The sequence below is a fragment of the Komagataeibacter xylinus genome (genome assembly GCF_031081985.1).
Taxonomy (GTDB): domain Bacteria; phylum Pseudomonadota; class Alphaproteobacteria; order Acetobacterales; family Acetobacteraceae; genus Komagataeibacter; species Komagataeibacter xylinus_E.
The window spans coordinates 94,990-112,541 of the sequence record NZ_JARWSK010000003.1 but is presented as its reverse complement, the minus strand read 5'-3'; the positions used below and the strand labels follow the sequence as shown (position 1 = coordinate 112,541).

The window sequence follows — 17,552 nt, the reverse complement described above, 5'->3', positions numbered from 1 at the left end:
GCCAAGCGAAAGGGTTTTGCATGTCGATGAGGAAGATGGTTGCGGCGGCGGTAGTGGCCGGGGGCGTGGTGTATGGTGGCACGGTCGCCTATCTCACCCATTTTGATCACGCAACCGCACCCGCCCCTGCGGGTGCGGGCGTGGATGCCGTGTCCGCCGCGGCACTTGATGTCGTGCGCGAGGCACGGTGTGACTATTGCCACGCGGCCAAGGTTGAACTGCCGTTCTACTTCCACCTTCCCGTGGCGCAGCCGCTCATGAGCCGCGACCGCACCGAAGGGCTGCGCCACTTCCGCGTGGAACCGGTGATCGACGCGCTGCAAAATGGCAGCGTGCCCGATGAGGAAAAGCTGGCCCGCATCGAGGAAGTCATCAACCAGAACCGCATGCCCCCCACGCTGTACCTGCTCATGCACTGGCATGCCCATCTTTCCGCCAGCCAGCGCGAGAGCATGCTGACGTGGATCGCGCAGGTGCGCCGCCAGCATTACGCCACCGCCGGCGTGGCCGACCGCTTTGCCGCCGAACCCGTGCAGCCCATTCCCGAATCTGTCACGGTGGATGCCAACAAGGTGGCGCTGGGCCAGCGCCTGTTCTTTGACCGCAGGCTGTCGGGTGATGAAAAGTCCAACTGCGCCAGTTGCCACAGCCTGCAGCATGGCGGCGTGGATGGTCTGGTCACGGCCACCGGCATTGGCGGCCAGAAGGGGCCGATCAACGTGCCGACGGTGTTTGATGCGGGCTTCAGCAGATGGCAGTTCTGGAACGCGCGCGCCGACACGCTGGCGCAGCAGGCGGCAGGCCCGGTCATGAACCCGGTCGAGATGGGATCGCATGACTGGAACGCCGTGGCGGACCGCCTGCGCGCCGACCCGACCTACGCGCCTGCGTTCGCGGCCGCCTTTGGCAGCGATACGATTGATGAGACCACCATCACCAACGCCATCGCCGAATATGAAAAGACGCTGATCACCCCGGACAGCCGCTTTGACCAGTATCTGAAAGGCGATGACGCCGCACTGAACACGCAGGAAAAGCATGGCTACGCGCTGTTCAAGCAGGTTGGCTGTTCTGGCTGCCATACCGGCCCGTCCATGGGTGGCCAGGCGCTTGAGCCGATGGGGCTGGAAGGCGATTATTTCGCGGCCCGTGGCGGCAAGCTGACCGATGCCGACAGGGGGCGCTTTGAAGTCACGCACGACCCGGCTGACATGGAGCGCTTCAAGGTGCCCAACCTGCGCAACATCGCGCTGACCGCGCCTTACTTCCATGATGGCAGCGTCACAACGCTTGATGAGGCCGTGCGCAAGATGGCGCGCTACCAGACGCCGGACCATGACATGTCCGACCCTGACGTGGCGGATATCGTGGCCTTCCTCAACACGCTGACCGGGCGCTACCAGGGCGAGACGCTGCGCAACACCACGCCCTGAGTTGTCTGATAAAAAACGACTGATGTTTACAGGTGCCGCCTTTTTTCAAAAAAAGGCGGCATTCTTTTTGCGTGGGCGCCATGCCTGAAAACATGGACCTTGCGGGCGCGGTATGATTCTATGCGCGCAGGCCACCGGCCCGCAGAAAGGAATCATACCGTGAGGCAGCGCAGACTGAACGAGGAGGAACAGGCCCTGTGGGCGGCCTTCGCGCAGGGTATCGCGCCGCTCCGGACCGCGCCACGCCACACGGGCCAGACGCCGCCGCCCGCTTCGCCGCCTGCCGTGCCGCCCGAGGCCGACAGGCCGGGCATGAGCCGCGCGGCCATCATGCAGCGCCTTGCTGCGGGCGGCGTGCACGCGGTGCACCAGACCGCCAGCCACAGCCTGACAGTGCAGAAGGGAAAGGGCGGCGCGTTCGAGATTGGTGTGCGCAGGCCGGGGCTCGATGATACGAGCTGGCGCGGGCTGGTGAGCGGCAAGCTGCGCCCCGAGCGCCGGCTGGACCTGCACGGGCAGGTGGCGCAGACGGCGTTCCACCGCCTGCACGGCTTTCTCATTCAGGCGCATGCCGACAATGTGCGCTGTGTCGAGATTATTACCGGGCTGGGCAGCGGCCATCATGGCGGCATCCTGCGGCGCGAACTGCCGTTCTGGCTGGGGCGCGGCGATCTTGGCCGCCTGATCCTGGCCGTAGTGCACCCGCATGCGGCCAATCAGGGTGCCGTGCGCGTGCTGCTGCGCAGGCCGGGGCGCGGCGTGTACCGCTAGAGCCGCCGCCGCTACCGGCGCCCCTTCAGCCCAGCCGCCAGGTGGGCAGGTTGGCAGCCAGCCAGCGGCGCAGGGTCATGATGCTCGAGGTATCGCCCGAAATCTGGCGCAGCGCCTCGGTTGCGTCCGTGCCGGTGAGCAGCGTGCGGCCTGCATCATGCATCGTGGCCTGCAGGGTGCCATCATGCAGCGCCTGCGTGGTGGCCGCCCGCCACCGCGCCAGCGTGGCCGATGAGGTGAGCATGGGCAGCACCAGCGCCAGATCCACCCCCGCAGCCCCCGCCAGCGGCTTAAGCGCCGCATGCAGCAGGCTGCCCAGCGCCGAGCGCGCATCCTGGCGCAGCCGGTCTTCCATGTTCATGATCGTCTGGCCGGGCAGGCTGCACGGGCCGGGCCGGTCGGTCAGGGCAAACAGGGCGGGGCAGCCCGCCTGCGCCAGCGTGCTGGTCAGCGCCGCCGTCTCGGGCGTGCCCAGCGGGTCGGTAATCTGGATGACATCGACCTGGTTGTCGCGCAGGGCGGCGGCGGCGGCCTGCGGCGTGGCCAGGCCCGTAACCGGTATGGGCCGCAGCCCGAACAGCGTCATGGCCAGCACGGTGGGCAGTTCGATTCCGGTCAGGGTCGAGACGGCAATGCGCACGGGCCGGTCGCGCATGAAACTGCCAAGGCTGCGGTGCAGCTGCGTGCGCCCGATCACGATGGGCACCGTCAGGCTGAGCAGCAGCGGCAGCCAGCGGCTGTAGTCGAAATGGATGCGCGGATCGCCGCACAGCGAGGAAACCAGAGCCGAGCCGGGGGCGGCGAGCGCCATCATGCCATCTGATGCGAACTGGGAATCGAACAGGTTGGCTCCCGTCACCCCGTCCTGCCCCACGGTATCGCGCACGCTCAGCGGGTTGGGCAGGCCCAGCGCCTGACCCAGCGCCGTGGGCAGGATGGGGCTCCAGCGTTCCGCCATGGCGCTGTGGCTGCCCGCCATGAGCAGCCCCGGCGTGCCGGAGGGAAGCAGGGGCAGGCGCTCGCGCGGGAGTTCCGAGGCCCGTGCCCCCCATGGCAGGGCAGCCCCTGCGGCCACAAGGGCCATGAAAGCCCGGCGGTTGATCATGGCTGGCGCTGCCGGTGGGGCCTGCGCGCCACCAATGCCCTGTTGTCGGGTCCTGCCGCATGGGGGCGGACGGGCTGGTCAGGGCAGGGCAGGGAGCGTGGAACGGGCATGGCGGCTATTCTTATGGCCAGTGGACTTCCGGGGGAAGGCTCATGAGGATGGCTTCGGTGTTTCCACCGGTCTTGAGGCCAAAAATCGTGCCACGGTCATGCAGCAGGTTGAACTCGACATACCGCCCGCGCCGGACAAGCTGCGCCTTGCGCTGCTCTTGTGTCCACGGCTCCATCATGCGGCTGCGCACGATGTCGGGATAGGTTTCCAGGAAGCCAAGCCCCACATCGCGGGTGAACGCGAAATCGGCATCGAGGTTGCCGGTATCGAGCCGGTCATAAAAAATGCCGCCAAGGCCACGCGCTTCATCGCGGTGGGGCAGGTAGAAGTATTTGTCGCACCACTCCTTGAAGCGGGGATAATACTCCGGGTCATGCTTCTCGCATGCCTTGCGGAACCCGTCATGGAAGCGCTTGCCATCGCTGATGGCCTCGGCACTTTCGGGGAACATGGGCGTAATGTCGCCACCGCCGCCAAACCAGCCCTGCGTGGTGATGATCATGCGGGTGTTGAAATGGGCCGCGGGCACCAGCGGGCTGCACATATGGGCGACGAGGCTGATGCCGGTGGCAAAGAAGCGCGGGTCTTCCGACGCGCCGGGAATCGAGTCGCGGAAGCCGGGGCTGAACACCCCGCTCACGGTGGAGACATTGACCCCCACCTTTTCAAACACGCGCCCGCGCATGAGGCTGATCACGCCGCCGCCGCCGGGCGTGCCATCGTCGTTGGTGCGTGACCACGGCTTGCGCTCGAAGCGGCCCGCTTTTTCCTTGCCGGGCAGGGTGGGCGTGCCAGCGGTCACGGCCTCATCCTCGATCTGTTCAAAGGCCGTGCAGATCCGGTCACGCAGGGTTTCAAACCAGGTCCGGGCCGTGTCCTTCAGTGCGTCGTGGGCGACGGGGGTGCGGGAAATTGTCATGCTCGTCTCATTTAGCCCGTTCTGGTCGTTCGCGATGGATATTACGGGTGCCCGTTTGTTCCACTTATTGCAAGACGGGTGATTGCAAGACCGGCCGCGCTGCCGCTAGGAAGGGGGCCAGCCCCGTGCCGAAAGGCGGGGCGTATGACAATCGCGGCGGGAACGTAGCAGACATGCATGAACCGGGTCATCAGCAGCGCGGGGCGCAACGCCGGCGCATCATGTTACGCCGTGGCATGCTGCTTGGCGGTCTGCTGGCAGTCCTGCCACTGGGCAGCGGGGCCAAGGCGCAGGCGCACGACTATCGTGAGCCGCCCCGCCAGCACTGGAGCTTTCAGGGGCCGCTGGGGCATTTTGACATGGCGGCCGTGCAGCGTGGCTACACGGTGTATGCCCAGGTCTGTTCCGCCTGCCACGGCATGAAGTCGGTAACCTATGGCGACCTGGCCGGGCTGGGGCTGAAGGAGGCGGATGTCAACGCGCTGGCGGCCAGCCACCACATCCCCGCAGGGGTGGATGCAGGCGGCCACCCGGTCTCCCGCCCCGCCAACATGGATGACCACCTGCTCTCCCCCTATCCCGATGCGCATGTGGCGGCAGCGGCCAATCACGGCGTGGTGCCGCCCGACCAGTCGCGCCTTGCCGTGGTGCATCCCGGTGGGGTGGACCGCATCTATGCCTTCCTGACCGGATACGGCCAGACCCCGCCCGCGGGCACGGTGGTGCCGCCGGGCACGTTCTATAATCCGTATGCCGCCAATGGGCAGATCGCCATGCCGCCGCCCCTGTATGAAGGGGGCATTACCTACCCCGATGGCACGCCCGCCACGGTTGAGCAGCAGGCGCGTGATGTCACGACCTACCTGGCCTGGGTGGCCAGCCCGCACCTGACGGCGCGCCATCGCGCAGGGGTGGGGGCGATCGTGTTCCTGCTGATCCTGCTTGTACTTTCCATCTGTCTGAAACGGAGAACGTGGTCCAATGTCCACTAACGCTGCCACCGGTGAGCAGATCGAGCCGGTTATCGGCCTGATCGGCGGGTCCGGCCTGTATGATATCGAGGGCCTTGAGGACAAGGAATGGCGCACGGTCGAGACCCCGTGGGGCAAGCCGTCCGACCAGCTTCTGTTTGGCAGGCTTGATGGCGTGCGCTGCGTGTTCCTGCCGCGCCATGGCCGGGGCCACCCGCTGCCGCCTTCGCGCCTGAACTACCGCGCCAATATCGATGCGCTCAAGCGCTCGGGCGTGACCGATATCGTCTCGCTCTCGGCGGTCGGCTCGCTCAAGGAAGAACTGCCGCCGGGCCACTTCGTGGTCATCGACCAGTTCATCGACCGTTCGTTCGCGCGCGAGAAGAGCTTTTTCGATACCGGCTGCGTGGCGCATGTCGGCATGGCCGACCCGCTGTGCCCGCGCATTGGCGATGTGCTTGAGGGCCAGTGCCGCGAACTCGGGCTGGACGTGACCCGGGGCGGCACCTACCTGGTCATGGAAGGCCCGCAGTTCTCCACCCGCGCCGAGAGCAATCTCTACCGCTCATGGGGCTGCTCGGTGGTGGGCATGACCAACATGCCCGAGGCCAAGCTCGCCCGTGAGGCCGAGATCTGCTACGCCACCGTGGCCATGGTTACCGATTATGACTGCTGGCACGACGACCATGACAGTGTGACGGTCGATGCAGTGGTCAAGGTCATGCAGCAGAACGCCAGCCGCGCGCGCGCGCTCGTGCGTTCGGTCATCCCCAAGCTCGGTGCGAAGCGTGGCCCCTGTTACGCAGGCTGCGACCGCGCGCTCGAGCACGCCATCATCACGGCGCCCGAAAAGCGCGACCCGGCCCTGCTGAAAAAGCTGGAAGCCGTTGCAGGCCGCGTGCTCAACCGCGGTTAAAAACAGCCTTAAAAAAACAGAAGTTTTTGGGTGCCGCCTTTTTTCAAAAAAGGCGGCATTCTTTTTGGCGGTTACAGCCAGTGCTCGAAAAAGCTCAGCGTGCGCTGCATGGCCAGAGTCGCGGCGGCCTCGTTGTAGGATGGGCGATCCGTGCAGCCAAAGCCGTGATCGGCCCCCTCATAGGTAAAGATTTCGATGTCCTCATGTGCCGCGCGGATGGCGTCCACGTCGTGAGCCGGGATATGGGCGTCTTCCGCGCCAAAATGCAGTTGCACGGGGCAGTTGGGCACCTGGGCCCGGGTCTCGGCAATGCCGCCGCCATACCATGCCACGGCGGCCGCGAACGCCTTGGTATGGCACGCGGCCTCCCATGCCAGCTTGCCGCCCCAGCAGAACCCCACGATGCCCTTCTTCTCGGTTGTCAGCATGTCGGCCGCAGCCACAAGGTCGCGCAGCGCGTTCTCCTGCCCCACTTCGGCGCGCAGCTTCAGCCCTTCGTGCATGCCCGCATTATCATAGGGCAGGATGGCATCGCGCCGCGCGCGGTCGAACAGGGCCGGGGCAATGGCCTGATAGCCCTGGGCGGCGAAGGCGTCGCACACCGCGCGGATATAGGGGGTGACGCCAAATATTTCCTGCACCACCACCACGGCGCGCGCCGCATCGGGCCGACCAGCCCGATAGGCGGAAAATTCATGCCCGTCCGCCGCGGTAACGGTTACGACTGCGCCCATGGTTTTCACTCCATTCTTTCCTTCATTGCCGGGCAAAGAATGATGCCGCCTGCCCTGACGTCAATATGAAACCCGCGTGAGGGGCGACTTTATGAGAATTCCTTCCCATGAAGCCCCGCGCTGGCGGCCGGTGCGCTGGAATCGGCACGCCAGTGTGTCATGCATTGTGGGGAGGGCTGTTCCGCCGCTTTTGATGGGGGGTAAATCGCTTCACTAACAAATTGATAATAAATGTAAAAATGAAGGTTTTTCCCTGCTGGCCCTTTTGCGCGCGAATTCTGCGCCGTCTCGCTGCGCGCCATTCTTGACACCTGTAGGGGGGCTACCTATCTGGTGTTTAGCACTCTCACGAGGGGAGTGCTAACGCGATGCGGCCTGGCGCGCGCGCCAACCGGTGGCGTTGCTTGATTCAAGGGCGTTACCTTTAGAAGATTTGGAGCAATCCATGACGAAATTTCGTCCCCTGCATGACCGAGTGGTCGTCCGTCGCCTTAAGAGCGAGGAAAAGACAGCAGGTGGTATCATCATCCCTGAGACCGCCAAGGAAAAGCCGATGGAAGGCGAGGTGATCTCGGTGGGGCCGGGTGCCCGTAACGAGCAGGGCCAGGTTGTGGCTCTTGACGTGAAGGCGGGCGACCGCGTCCTGTTCGGCAAGTGGTCGGGCACGGAAGTGACGATCAACGGTGAAGAACTGCTGATCATGAAGGAAAGCGACATCATGGGCGTGGTCGCCTGACCCACCCGCGCTTTCCACACCGGGTAACCTTTTAAAAAACCTTTCCATACGGAGAAGAGAACAATGGCAGCCAAGGACGTAAAGTTCGGCGGTGAAGCCCGCCAGCGCATGCTGCGTGGCGTGGACATTCTGGCCGATGCAGTAAAAGTGACGCTGGGCCCCAAGGGTCGTAACGTCGTGCTCGACAAGAGCTTCGGCGCACCGCGCATCACGAAGGACGGTGTCTCCGTCGCCAAGGAAATCGAACTGGCCGACAAGTTCGAGAACATGGGCGCGCAGATGGTCCGTGAGGTCGCCTCCAAGACCAACGACATCGCAGGCGACGGCACCACCACGGCAACCGTGCTGGCACAGGCCATCGTGCGCGAAGGCGCCAAGGCCGTTGCCGCCGGCATGAACCCGATGGACCTCAAGCGCGGCATCGACAAGGCGGTTGGCGTTGTCGTTGAAGAGCTGAAGAAGAACGCCAAGAAGATCACCACGCCTGCCGAGACCGCACAGGTCGGCACGATTTCCGCCAATGGCGAGCATGAAATCGGCGAAATGATCTCCAAGGCTATGCAAAAGGTCGGCTCCGAGGGCGTGATCACGGTGGAAGAGGCCAAGGGCCTGCACACCGAGCTCGACGTGGTCGAGGGCATGCAGTTCGATCGTGGCTACATCTCCCCGTATTTCGTGACGAACGCGGAGAAGATGACCGTCGATCTGGACAGCCCCTACATCCTGATCCACGAGAAGAAGCTCTCCTCGCTCCAGCCCATCCTGCCGCTGCTTGAAGCCGTTGTGCAGTCCGGCCGTCCGCTGCTGATCATCGCTGAAGATGTCGATGGTGAAGCGCTGGCGACCCTGGTGGTCAACAAGCTGCGTGGTGGCCTGAAGATCGCCGCCGTCAAGGCGCCGGGCTTTGGTGACCGTCGCAAGGCCATGCTGGAAGATATCGCGATCCTGACCGGTGGCCAGGTCATCAGCGAAGACCTCGGCATTAAGCTGGAAAGCGTTACGCTGGATATGCTGGGCACCGCCAAGAAGGTGCACATCGACAAGGAAAACACCACCATTGTCGAGGGTGCGGGCGCAGGCGAGGCCATCAAGGGCCGTTGCAGCCAGATCCGCGCGCAGATCGAGGAAACCACCTCCGACTACGACCGCGAGAAGCTGCAGGAACGCCTTGCCAAGCTGGCAGGCGGCGTTGCCGTGATCCGCGTGGGTGGTTCCACCGAGATCGAGGTGAAGGAGCGCAAGGACCGCGTGGACGACGCCCTGCACGCAACCCGTGCGGCTGTTGAAGAAGGCATCGTTCCCGGTGGTGGCACGGCGCTGGCCCGCGCATCCACCAAGCTTGGTGGCCTGCACTTCCATAATGACGACCAGCGCGTCGGTGCGGACATCATCCGCAAGGCCCTGCAGGCACCGCTGCGCCAGATCGCTCACAATGCGGGCGAAGACGGTGCGGTCATTGCTGGCAAGGTGCTGGAAAACGACACCTACACCTTCGGTTTCGATGCCCAGATGGGCGACTACAAGGACCTCGTCGAAGCTGGCATCATCGACCCGATGAAGGTCGTGCGCACGGCGCTGCAGGATGCAGCATCGGTCGCGGGCCTGCTGATCACCACCGAGGCGATGGTAGCCGAGCGCCCCGAGAAGAAGCCCGCGGCACCGGAAGGTGGCATGGGCGGCATGGGTGGCATGGGCGGCATGGATTTCTGATCCAGCGCCTGCGCACTCCGGCCCCAAGCTGCAGCACGGGGCCGGATGCCAGAATAAAAAAAGGGGGAAGGGCCATTGGCCTTTCCCCCTTTTTTTATGCCCGGCGCGTGCGATCATGTCGGGATCATTTGACACGGGTGCCCATTTCATGCTGCCCCTATGGGTGCACGAACGGCGTGGAAGTGGCAGGGTGTTTTCCGGATGCCCCGTTTTTTCATGGCGGTAAAGGCACACGCGCCCGGATTGCCGGTATTAGGACCGGCAAGGATGGCGCTGGAGAAGAGACTGGCTATGGCTACCGGAAAAGTAAAATGGTTCAACGCAACCAAGGGTTTTGGCTTCATCATGCCTGATGATGGCGGCAAGGACGTGTTTGTGCACATCACGGCGGTGCAGGCTGCTGGCCTGCGTGGCCTGAACGAGGACCAGGCGGTCAGCTATGACATCGCCATGGAGCGTGGCAAGGCTGCCGCGACCAACCTCAAGGCGCTCTGAGGCGTCTGCTGCCCCGCACATGCGGGGAACGGCAGGGAGACACGATCAGGAAAGCTGGCCCGCGGATACGTCCTGCGCCTGCAGGAAGGCCGTGATCTCCCGCGCCGCAGCGCTTAGCCCGAGGCGGCGCACGGCCACCCCTTCGGGGAAGGCGGAAAGCAGGCGTGACGGGGTGCGCCGGTCCAGAAGGACGAACACCCCCCTGTCCTGCCTGCTGCGGATCAGGCGGCCAAAGGCCTGGCGCAGGCGCAGGCGGGCAATCCTGTCATCAAAGCGCCCCGGCGCGCCGCCGGACAGGTGAATGCGCCGCTCGCGGTGCAAAATATCGGGTCGCGGCCACGGCACGCGCTCGAAGGCAACAAGACGCAGGGCCTCGCCCGGCACATCCACCCCATCGCGCATCGCATCCGTGCCCAGCAGGCAGGCATTGCGCTCGCTGCGCATGATATCGACCAGCGTTGCGTTATCCATCGGGTCCACATGCTGGGCAAACAGCGGCAGGCCCGCTTCCTCCAGCGGGGTCACGATGCGGCGATACACCTCGCGCAGGCGCGATATGGCGGTAAACAGCCCCAGTGCGCCCCCACCCGATGCCATGAATAGCGTGCGGTAGGCCCCGGCAAGGGCTGCCGGGTCATCATGCGCCACATCGGTAATGATGAAGGCCCGGCTCTGGCGCGCGTAATCAAACGGGCTGGGAAACGACGCGCGGATGGCGGGCGAGGGCAGGTGGATCGCGCCTGACCTTGCCTCGGCGGCATCCCATGCGCGTTCGGCGCTGTCATTGGTGTTGTCCTCGCCGCTTTCGTCGCGCAGCGTGGCGGAGGTGACCAGCACGCCATGCGCCGGGGCTGCCAGCACGCTGGCAAACGGAATGGTGGGGTCCAGCCAGTGGCGGTACAGCCCCACGTCGCGCTCGCCGGGGTTCTGGCCCTCGCGCCGGTCCATGCGGATATAATCGATATATTGCGGCGTTTCGCCACCCGTGGGCGGTTCGTTGGCCTGCATGCTGCCGAGCATGGCGCACCAGCCATCCACCCGCGCCAGTGCCCTGCGGCGGATGGAGCGGATGGCGGCGGCAATGCGCTCGCGCATGGGGGTGTCGAGCCAGTCGGCCTCGGTTTCCAGTGCCTCATCAAGGCGGGCGACCAGCGTGCGCAAGGGCTCGGCCAGCCGCCTTAACGCGCGTTCCAGCGCCTGTGCCGCCTCATGCAGCGATTCGGGCATAGGGTAGAGGTCGCATTCGCTGTCGCTGCGGCGCGGGCCACCTTCGGGGCTGCCCTGCGTGCGGGCGAGCACCTGCTGGCGCAACTCATGCAGCAATGCCTCGGAGGGGTTGGACAGCACCGGTTCCTCGCCCTCGGCGGGCACGCGGGCGGCCCGGTGCACCGGGTCAAGGGCGGCGAGGCGCGCCGACCAGCCCGGTGCGGGCAGGGCGCGGGCGGCCATCAGCGCGGTATCAAGTGGCGTTTCGATGCGGGGAATGTTGGCCAGCAGGTCTTCAAGCCTGCGCCGCAGTCCGCGCGCGCGTGAGCGCGCCCCTTCGGCGCCGAGCAGCCAGCGCCGCAGTTCGGCCGCCTCCAGCCCTGAAAGCTCAAGGGCGAAGGCGCTGTCCGCCGCATCGGCAATATGGTGGCCCTCATCCATGATGTAGCGGGTGGGGGTGTTGTCCTCGTTGCTCGCACCCGAGCCATCAAGCGCGTGCCACGCCGCCTGCGACATGACGAGTGCATGGTTGGCAATCACGAGGTCCGCCGTGCGGGCGCGGCGGATGGAGTGCTCCACCATGCATTGCTGGTAATGCGGGCAGGCGCCATGGATGCACTCGCCCCGCCGGTCGGCAATGCTGGTCAGCAGCCCGCGCCCGAACAGATCGGCAAACCAGCCGGGCAGGTCGCCGCCAAACAGGTCGCCATCTTGCGTGTGCGCCGCCCATAGCGCCACCAGCGCCAGCCCGATGAGGGTGCCATCGCCCGCCTGCCCGCGTGAGAGCGCGATGTTCACGCTCTCCTCCATGTTGAGCAGGCACAGATAGTTCTCGCGCCCCTTGCGCACCACCACATGGCTGCGGCGCACGGCGGGGTCGGGGTAGAGCCGCGCCAGTTCGGATTCGATCTGGCGTTGCAGGTGGCGGGTATAGGTGCTGATCCACACAGCGCCGCCGTTGCGGCGTGCCCAGATATTGGCGGGCGCCACGTAGCCCAGAGTCTTGCCGGTGCCGGTACCGGCCTCGGCCAGCACCATGTGCGGGTCGCCCTGGGTCGCGCGCGGGGTGAAGGCGCGGGCGGCAACGTGGCTGAACGCCTCCTGCGCCGGGCGGTGCTCGGCCCCTTCGCCAATAATCTCGCGCAGATGCGCCTGCGCCTCCTCCCCGCTGACCGGATGGGCGGCGGGGGCAGGGCGGGGGGCGGTTTCCTCCCATTTGGGCAGGCGGGTCCAGACCTTGAGCGCCTCGTTGGGCTGGATCATGCCTGCGGGCAGTTTCCCGTCATCCTTCAGGCCCAGTGCCGCGCAGACCGATGGCCCCCACGCCCATCCGGCCTTGCGCATGCGCCACGCAAGGGCTGCGCGGATGCCGCCCTCGGGCGTGTTGCGCAGGCGGGCGATGCGGCCAAGCATTTCGAAGGCAAGGTCGGGCAGCAGGTCGGCTTCGGGGCTTTCCAGCCTGTCCGCCTCAAGCCCGAGCGCCATGCCCAGCCCGCGCGCGGTGGGTGGGGCTGCATGGGCGGGCAGGGTGAAGGCGAACAGTTCCAGCAGGTCCAGCCACGGGCAGGGCCGTGGCGGGGGCGGCAGGTCGAGCCTGCGCGCGATGGCGGGCGCATGGATGACCATGGGCACGGGCCACTGCGGCAGTTCACGGCGGATGTCGGCGCCCTGCATGGACAGGATTTCCCCATCCGGCGTGAGCACCGACCAGGCGCCGTGCCGGGTAAGGATCGCCGGGGCGCTGTCCGGCAGGGGCGGGGTGTCTGGCATGGTCGTCAATGATATAGAGTACGAGCGGGCAGATGTCGCCCGCCGTGTGTCATGCCATTCTTATTGCTGTACCCTATGGTGTGGAATAGGATGGATTGACCCGTGCCCTTCCTGCCCATAGCTTGCCGGTCCATGTCAGAACAGCATCCTGCCCTTATCTCGCCCCTTCCCAAGTCCTGGCCGTTCGAGGAGGCCGCCAAACTGTCCGCGCATGTTGGCGCGCGTGCGGTGACGGCTGACAAACCCGTGCTGCTGGAAACCGGCTATGGCCCGTCCGGCCTGCCGCATATCGGCACGTTTGGCGAGGTGGCGCGCACGTCATGGGTCAGGCAGGCGTTTACGAAGCTGACCGGCCTGCCCACCCGGCTGCTGGCCTTCTCCGATGATATGGACGCCCTGCGCAAGGTGCCCGAGAACGTGCCCAACCAGGAGATGCTGCGCCAGTATATCGGCAAGCCGCTCTCGCGCGTGCCCGATCCGTTCGGCACGCATGAATCCTTTGCCGCCCACAACAATGCCCGCCTGCGCTCGTTCCTTGATGGCTTCGGGTTTGATTACGAATTCGCGTCCTCCACGCAGTATTATGAAGGCGGGCGTTTTGACGCGGCGCTGAAGCGCGTGCTCGAGGTGCATGACCAGATCGTGGCCGTGATTGCCCCCACGCTGGGCGAGGAACGCCGCGCCACCTACTCCCCCGTGCTGCCCATCCACCCGCGCACCGGGCAGGTGATGCAGGTGAAGATGGACGCCATCGACCCTGTGGCCGGCACCGTGCGCTGGACCGATGAAGAAGGCGAAACCTTCGAGACCCCCGTAACCGGTGGCCACGCCAAGATGCAGTGGAAGGCCGACTGGGCCATGCGCTGGTATGCGCTGGGCGTTGATTATGAAATGTCGGGCAAGGACCTGATCGACAGCGTGCGCCTGTCTGGCAAGATCTGCCGCATCCTTGGCGGCCAGCCGCCCGCGGGCCTGACCTATGAGCTGTTCCTGGACCAGAACGGGCAGAAGATTTCCAAGTCAAAGGGCAACGGCATCTCGGTCGAGGAATGGCTGCGCTACGCCCCGCCCGAAAGCCTTGGCCAGTACATGTTCAACGCGCCGCAGCGCGCCAAGCGGCTGTTCTTTGATGTCATCCCCAAGGCGACGGATGAATACCTGGCCCATGTGGGCAAGGCCCGCGCCATGGAGCCTGCCGACCCAGCACTGCTGACCAACCCGGCATGGTTCATCCACAAGGGCGCGATCCCGGCTGATGCCGGCAGCCCGGTCACGTTTGGCATGCTGCTGAACCTTGCCTCGGTCGCCAATGCCGAGACGCCGGATGTGCTATGGAAGTTCATCCAGCGCTACGACGCCAATGCCACGCCCGAAAGCTGCCCCATGCTGGCGCGGCTGGTGGAATACGCCATCGTCTACTACGCCGATTTCGTGCGGCCCACCAAGCAGTACCGTGCGCCGGATGCGCATGAGCGCAAGGCGCTGGCTGATCTGGCCGAGGCCCTGCGCGGCATGGAAGGCGGCGATGTCAGCCCCGATGCCTGCCAGAACCTCGTGTTCGAGATTGGCAAGACCCACGGCTTCGAGCCGCTGCGCGCGTGGTTTGGCTGCCTGTATGAAGTGCTGCTGGGCCAGAAGGAAGGCCCGCGCTTTGGCATTTTTGTCGCCCTCTATGGCGTGGCGGAAACCGTGGCCCTGATCGAGGCCGCCCTGACCCGCGCCGAGGGAACAGCGGCCTAAGGGCCTGCCCATGGCTGAACGTCCCACCCAAGACGCAACGCCTGCCCCGCCCGAAGGGGATGGCCCCACCGGGGCGGGCCTGACCCCCGCGCGCCGCCGCAACGCGCTGCTGCGCCACCTGCCGCATGTGCTGGGGCTGTTTTTGCTGGTGGGCGCCGTAATCGTGGTGCAGCGCGAGGTGCGCACCCTGCACTGGCAGGACATCAGCCACGCGCTGCTCACCATTCCCACCACCACGTTGTGGGCGGGGGCAGGCTTCACGCTGCTGTCCTATCTGGTGCTGTCCTTCTATGACTGGCTTGCCGTGCGGCAGGTGGGCTGCAAGCTGGCCTTCCGGCGCACGGCGTTTGCGGCGTTCTGTTCTTATGTGCTGTCGCATAATCTCGGGTTTTCCGCCATTTCGGGTGCGGCGGTGCGCTTCAGGCTGTATGGCAACTGGGGGCTGAAGCCCTTTGAGGTTGCCCAGATCATCGCGTTCTGTTCGGCCACCTACCTTCTGGGGGCTGCGGTGCTGATCGGCAGCGTGCTGGTGCTCGAGCCGGGCACGGTGCCCTTTATCGGCCATGCGCTGCCTTCGCCCATGATGCGGCTGGTGGGCTGTCTGTTATGGGCGGGAGTGATCGGCTATGTCATTGCCGGGCGCTACGTGAACGAGATCAGGGTCTGGCGCTGGCAGGTCACCTTTCCATCCTCTGGCATGGCGGTGATGCAGACCCTTGTCGCGGCCCTCGAGGTCGCGGCCACGGCGGCCATTGCCTACACGTTCCTGCCCGTGGCGCCGGGGCTGGATTACGGTACGTTCCTGGCCATCTACATCGCCTCCTACACCGCAGGGCTGGTGGCCAGCGTGCCGGGGGGGCTAGGCGTATTTGACGGCACGATGATGCTGGCGCTGGGCGCCTACGTGCCCGCGACCCGCGTTGTGACCGCCATCCTGATCTTCCGCCTGTTCTATTACATCGTGCCGCTATTCGTGGCGGGCATCATGTTCGCGGCGCATGAACTGTTCCTGCGCGGTGACGCGGCCCTTGCGCGCAAGGCAAGTGCTGGCAGCCCCCTGCGCGGGCCGCGACCGGGCAGGCCGAGCCAGGTGATCCGTGAAAGCGAGGCCGATTTCTCGGTGGCGGTGGCGACTGGTGCGGTCTCGCTGTGCGGGGGGTTGCTGCTGGCGCTGACCCTGCTCGACCCCGAAAACTGGCTGAATGCGGGCCGCCTGCAACCGCTCTTCGCCATGGTGGGCGACTATCTGCTTTCGCTGATCGGTGTTGTGCTGATCGGGCTGGGTATCGGGCTTTCGCAGCGCGTGACGCTGGCGTGGAAGGCCACGATCGGGCTGCTGTCGGTGGCGTGTGCGCTGACGTTGCTGCGCGACTCGCCCATGGCGGTGCCGGGGCTGCTCATGCTGGTGTGCCTGCTGATAGCACCCTTCCGGGGGTCCTATTACCGCCATGCGCGCATCATGAGCGAGCCGCTGTCTTCACAGACCATCCTTTCCCTTGTGTTGCTGATCACTTCGGTCGTGGTGCTGGTGCTGGCGGGTCCGCATGATTCGGCGGGGGGAAGCTGGTGGGAGATCATGCTCTTCGCCACCCGTCCGGGTATTGCGCAATGGACGCTGGGGCTCGCGGTCATGCTGGGGCTGGTCACGATCGTGCGGCTGGTGCGGCCGGGGCGCATTCACGTGCTGCCGTGGAACAAGCAGGGCCAGGCCCGTTACCGCGCCCTTGATCATGCGCTTGACGGGGTGGGGCAGGTTACGCCCGCGCCTTCGGGGCTGATACCGGGTGCGCGGCGGCAGGCGCTGCTGCCCTTCGTGCGGCTGGGGCCATACCTGATCGGGCTGGGTGACCCGGCGGGCCATGCGGATGACTGCACATCGGCCATCTGGTGGCTGCGCGACCTTGCGGTGCAGGAAGGCTGCCAGCCTGCCTTCTGGCATGTCGGCACCAGCCTGCTTGCGGTCTATAACGAACTGGGCCTGACGCCCTGGCCGCTGACGGAGGAAGGCGCGCCGCTGCATCCGTGTTTCCTGTGCGCGGGGGCAGATGACCTGAACACGATCCGCTCGCTGATGGACAAGGCCTTCGCGCCTTTGGGGCAGACCGGATGCTGAAGGCGCGTGCCGTGTGGCGTAAAGGAAACCGCTCATGACCGCCCATGCGGGACTGCTCACGCATTTTTCCACCGTGGTGGGCCTGCCCAGCCTGTCGGGTGCGTTCCTCATGGCATTTCCGGCGCTGTTTTCCATTGTCAATCCGCTGGGGGCGGCGCTGATCTTTGCACAGGTTACGGCGGGGCATGACCGGCGCACCTGCGTGGCGCTTGCGGGACAGGTAGCGTTCTATTCCGCCATGCTGATGCTGGCCTCGATCTGGATTGGCGGGCTGGTGCTGTCGTTCTTTGGCATCACCATTGATGCCCTGCGCATTGCAGGCGGCCTGGTGGTGGCGGTGCGGGCATGGTCGCTGCTGCAGGCCCCCGAGACGGAGGAAGCCCGCAAGCAGGCCCAGGCCAGCGGCAGCACGCAGGGCGCCAACCTGATGGGGCAGGCGTTCTTTCCGCTGACCATGCCCTTTACCGTCGGCCCCGGCACGATTGCGGTGGCCATTGCACTTGGCTCGGAAGGGCCACCGGCAGGCCCGCACATCGTCTTTTATGGCGTGCTGTCAATTGCGGCGGTGCTGGTGGCGGGGATTGTGTGGGCGGCCTATGCCTATGCCGAGCAGTTGCTGTACCTGTTGGGCAAGACCGGCACGCGCATCGTCTCGCGGCTTGCAGCACTGATCCTGCTCTCGATTGGCGTGCAGATCCTGATTACGGGCGTGCAGGGGGTGGTGCTGTCAACCGCGCATGCCGTCATGACAATGGCGAATTAAGAGACTGTTTAAAAACAACTCATTGCTAAAAAATGATAAAAGTTTTGGGTGATGCCTTT

15 protein-coding genes are annotated in these 17,552 nt (G+C 65.4%); 10 read left to right on the top strand and 5 right to left on the bottom strand.

The window, feature by feature from the left end; all coding sequences use genetic code 11:
• Positions 1 to 26: 26 nt before the first annotated feature.
• Together QEG70_RS06710 and QEG70_RS06705 are read left to right on the top strand one after the other, a co-directional pair.
• On the top strand, positions 27 to 1,433 hold the full coding sequence (locus QEG70_RS06710; protein WP_308720211.1) for a cytochrome-c peroxidase: 1,407 nt from the start codon (positions 27 to 29) through the stop codon (positions 1,431 to 1,433).
• Between the two features lie 159 nt (positions 1,434 to 1,592).
• Positions 1,593 to 2,204 carry a Smr/MutS family protein gene (locus QEG70_RS06705; protein ID WP_308719962.1) on the top strand — a complete coding sequence of 204 codons (612 nt, stop codon included), beginning with the start codon at positions 1,593 to 1,595 and terminating at the stop codon, positions 2,202 to 2,204.
• Positions 2,205 to 2,229: 25 nt separating this feature from the next.
• Here the strand turns inward: QEG70_RS06705 and QEG70_RS06700 are convergent, their stop codons facing one another.
• On the bottom strand, positions 2,230 to 3,309 hold the full coding sequence (locus tag QEG70_RS06700; protein WP_308719961.1) for a hypothetical protein: 1,080 nt from the start codon (positions 3,307 to 3,309) through the stop codon (positions 2,230 to 2,232).
• A gap of 121 nt (positions 3,310 to 3,430) precedes the next feature.
• Complete coding sequence (gene hemF / locus QEG70_RS06695; protein WP_308719960.1) at positions 3,431 to 4,339, bottom strand: oxygen-dependent coproporphyrinogen oxidase; 909 nt, start codon at positions 4,337 to 4,339, stop codon at positions 3,431 to 3,433.
• A gap of 173 nt (positions 4,340 to 4,512) precedes the next feature.
• Between hemF and QEG70_RS06690 the strand changes: the two genes are divergently transcribed.
• Both QEG70_RS06690 and QEG70_RS06685 read left to right on the top strand, forming a co-directional pair.
• Positions 4,513 to 5,331, top strand: a complete 819-nt coding sequence (locus QEG70_RS06690) for a cytochrome c1 (RefSeq protein ID WP_308719959.1) — start codon at positions 4,513 to 4,515, stop codon at positions 5,329 to 5,331.
• Positions 5,321 to 6,226, top strand: a complete 906-nt coding sequence (locus QEG70_RS06685) for an S-methyl-5'-thioadenosine phosphorylase (RefSeq protein WP_130730035.1) — start codon at positions 5,321 to 5,323, stop codon at positions 6,224 to 6,226. The genes QEG70_RS06690 and QEG70_RS06685 overlap by 11 nt, the downstream gene beginning before the upstream one ends.
• 71 nt (positions 6,227 to 6,297) lie before the next feature.
• Here the strand turns inward: QEG70_RS06685 and QEG70_RS06680 are convergent, their stop codons facing one another.
• Together QEG70_RS06680 and QEG70_RS06675 are read right to left on the bottom strand one after the other, a co-directional pair.
• Positions 6,298 to 6,960 (bottom strand): dienelactone hydrolase family protein, encoded by a 663-nt coding sequence (locus tag QEG70_RS06680; protein WP_308719958.1) that lies wholly within the window; start codon positions 6,958 to 6,960, stop codon positions 6,298 to 6,300.
• An 89-nt stretch (positions 6,961 to 7,049) separates the two neighbouring features.
• A complete protein-coding gene (locus QEG70_RS06675; protein ID WP_308719957.1) occupies positions 7,050 to 7,262 on the bottom strand; it encodes a hypothetical protein in 213 nt (70 codons plus the stop codon).
• Between the two features lie 143 nt (positions 7,263 to 7,405).
• Between QEG70_RS06675 and QEG70_RS06670 the strand changes: the two genes are divergently transcribed.
• The 3 genes from QEG70_RS06670 to QEG70_RS06660 all read left to right on the top strand — a co-directional run bounded on the left by QEG70_RS06670 (position 7,406) and on the right by QEG70_RS06660 (position 9,901).
• Entirely contained in the window at positions 7,406 to 7,696 is a 291-nt protein-coding gene (locus QEG70_RS06670) for a co-chaperone GroES (protein ID WP_172158177.1), read from the top strand.
• A gap of 63 nt (positions 7,697 to 7,759) precedes the next feature.
• Positions 7,760 to 9,406, top strand: coding sequence for a chaperonin GroEL (gene groL / locus QEG70_RS06665; RefSeq protein ID WP_308719956.1), 1,647 nt, complete (start codon positions 7,760 to 7,762; stop codon positions 9,404 to 9,406).
• A 291-nt stretch (positions 9,407 to 9,697) separates the two neighbouring features.
• Positions 9,698 to 9,901, top strand: coding sequence for a cold-shock protein (locus QEG70_RS06660; RefSeq protein WP_010507660.1), 204 nt, complete (start codon positions 9,698 to 9,700; stop codon positions 9,899 to 9,901).
• 45 nt (positions 9,902 to 9,946) lie between these two features.
• Here QEG70_RS06660 and QEG70_RS06655 read toward each other — a convergent pair whose 3' ends face one another.
• The gene (locus QEG70_RS06655) at positions 9,947 to 12,877 is read right to left on the bottom strand and encodes an ATP-dependent DNA helicase (RefSeq protein ID WP_308719954.1); all 2,931 of its coding nucleotides are present in this window, start codon (positions 12,875 to 12,877) and stop codon (positions 9,947 to 9,949) included.
• 132 nt (positions 12,878 to 13,009) lie between these two features.
• Between QEG70_RS06655 and QEG70_RS06650 the strand changes: the two genes are divergently transcribed.
• From QEG70_RS06650 to QEG70_RS06640, 3 genes are read left to right on the top strand one after another with little or no spacing between them, the layout of a single operon-like run.
• Positions 13,010 to 14,617, top strand: a complete 1,608-nt coding sequence (locus QEG70_RS06650; RefSeq protein ID WP_308719953.1) for a lysine--tRNA ligase — start codon at positions 13,010 to 13,012, stop codon at positions 14,615 to 14,617.
• Between the two features lie 10 nt (positions 14,618 to 14,627).
• Entirely contained in the window at positions 14,628 to 16,730 is a 2,103-nt protein-coding gene (locus tag QEG70_RS06645; RefSeq protein WP_308719952.1) for a lysylphosphatidylglycerol synthase domain-containing protein, read from the top strand.
• Between the two features lie 34 nt (positions 16,731 to 16,764).
• Positions 16,765 to 17,493: a MarC family protein gene (locus QEG70_RS06640; RefSeq protein WP_308719951.1), complete on the top strand. Its 729-nt coding sequence runs from the start codon at positions 16,765 to 16,767 to the stop codon at positions 17,491 to 17,493.
• Positions 17,494 to 17,552: the final 59 nt, after the last annotated feature.

Coding starts and splice junctions, on each gene's coding strand:
- QEG70_RS06710 (WP_308720211.1), top strand. CDS start 27: ATGAGGAAGATGGTTGCGGCGGCGGTAGTGGCCGGGGGCGTGGTGTAT.
- QEG70_RS06700 (WP_308719961.1), bottom strand. CDS start 3,309: ATGATCAACCGCCGGGCTTTCATGGCCCTTGTGGCCGCAGGGGCTGCC.
- hemF (WP_308719960.1), bottom strand. CDS start 4,339: ATGACAATTTCCCGCACCCCCGTCGCCCACGACGCACTGAAGGACACG.
- QEG70_RS06690 (WP_308719959.1), top strand. CDS start 4,513: ATGCATGAACCGGGTCATCAGCAGCGCGGGGCGCAACGCCGGCGCATC.
- QEG70_RS06685 (WP_130730035.1), top strand. CDS start 5,321: ATGTCCACTAACGCTGCCACCGGTGAGCAGATCGAGCCGGTTATCGGC.
- QEG70_RS06680 (WP_308719958.1), bottom strand. CDS start 6,960: ATGGGCGCAGTCGTAACCGTTACCGCGGCGGACGGGCATGAATTTTCC.
- QEG70_RS06675 (WP_308719957.1), bottom strand. CDS start 7,262: ATGGCGCGCAGCGAGACGGCGCAGAATTCGCGCGCAAAAGGGCCAGCA.
- QEG70_RS06670 (WP_172158177.1), top strand. CDS start 7,406: ATGACGAAATTTCGTCCCCTGCATGACCGAGTGGTCGTCCGTCGCCTT.
- groL (WP_308719956.1), top strand. CDS start 7,760: ATGGCAGCCAAGGACGTAAAGTTCGGCGGTGAAGCCCGCCAGCGCATG.
- QEG70_RS06660 (WP_010507660.1), top strand. CDS start 9,698: ATGGCTACCGGAAAAGTAAAATGGTTCAACGCAACCAAGGGTTTTGGC.
- QEG70_RS06655 (WP_308719954.1), bottom strand. CDS start 12,877: ATGCCAGACACCCCGCCCCTGCCGGACAGCGCCCCGGCGATCCTTACC.
- QEG70_RS06650 (WP_308719953.1), top strand. CDS start 13,010: ATGTCAGAACAGCATCCTGCCCTTATCTCGCCCCTTCCCAAGTCCTGG.
- QEG70_RS06645 (WP_308719952.1), top strand. CDS start 14,628: ATGGCTGAACGTCCCACCCAAGACGCAACGCCTGCCCCGCCCGAAGGG.
- QEG70_RS06640 (WP_308719951.1), top strand. CDS start 16,765: ATGACCGCCCATGCGGGACTGCTCACGCATTTTTCCACCGTGGTGGGC.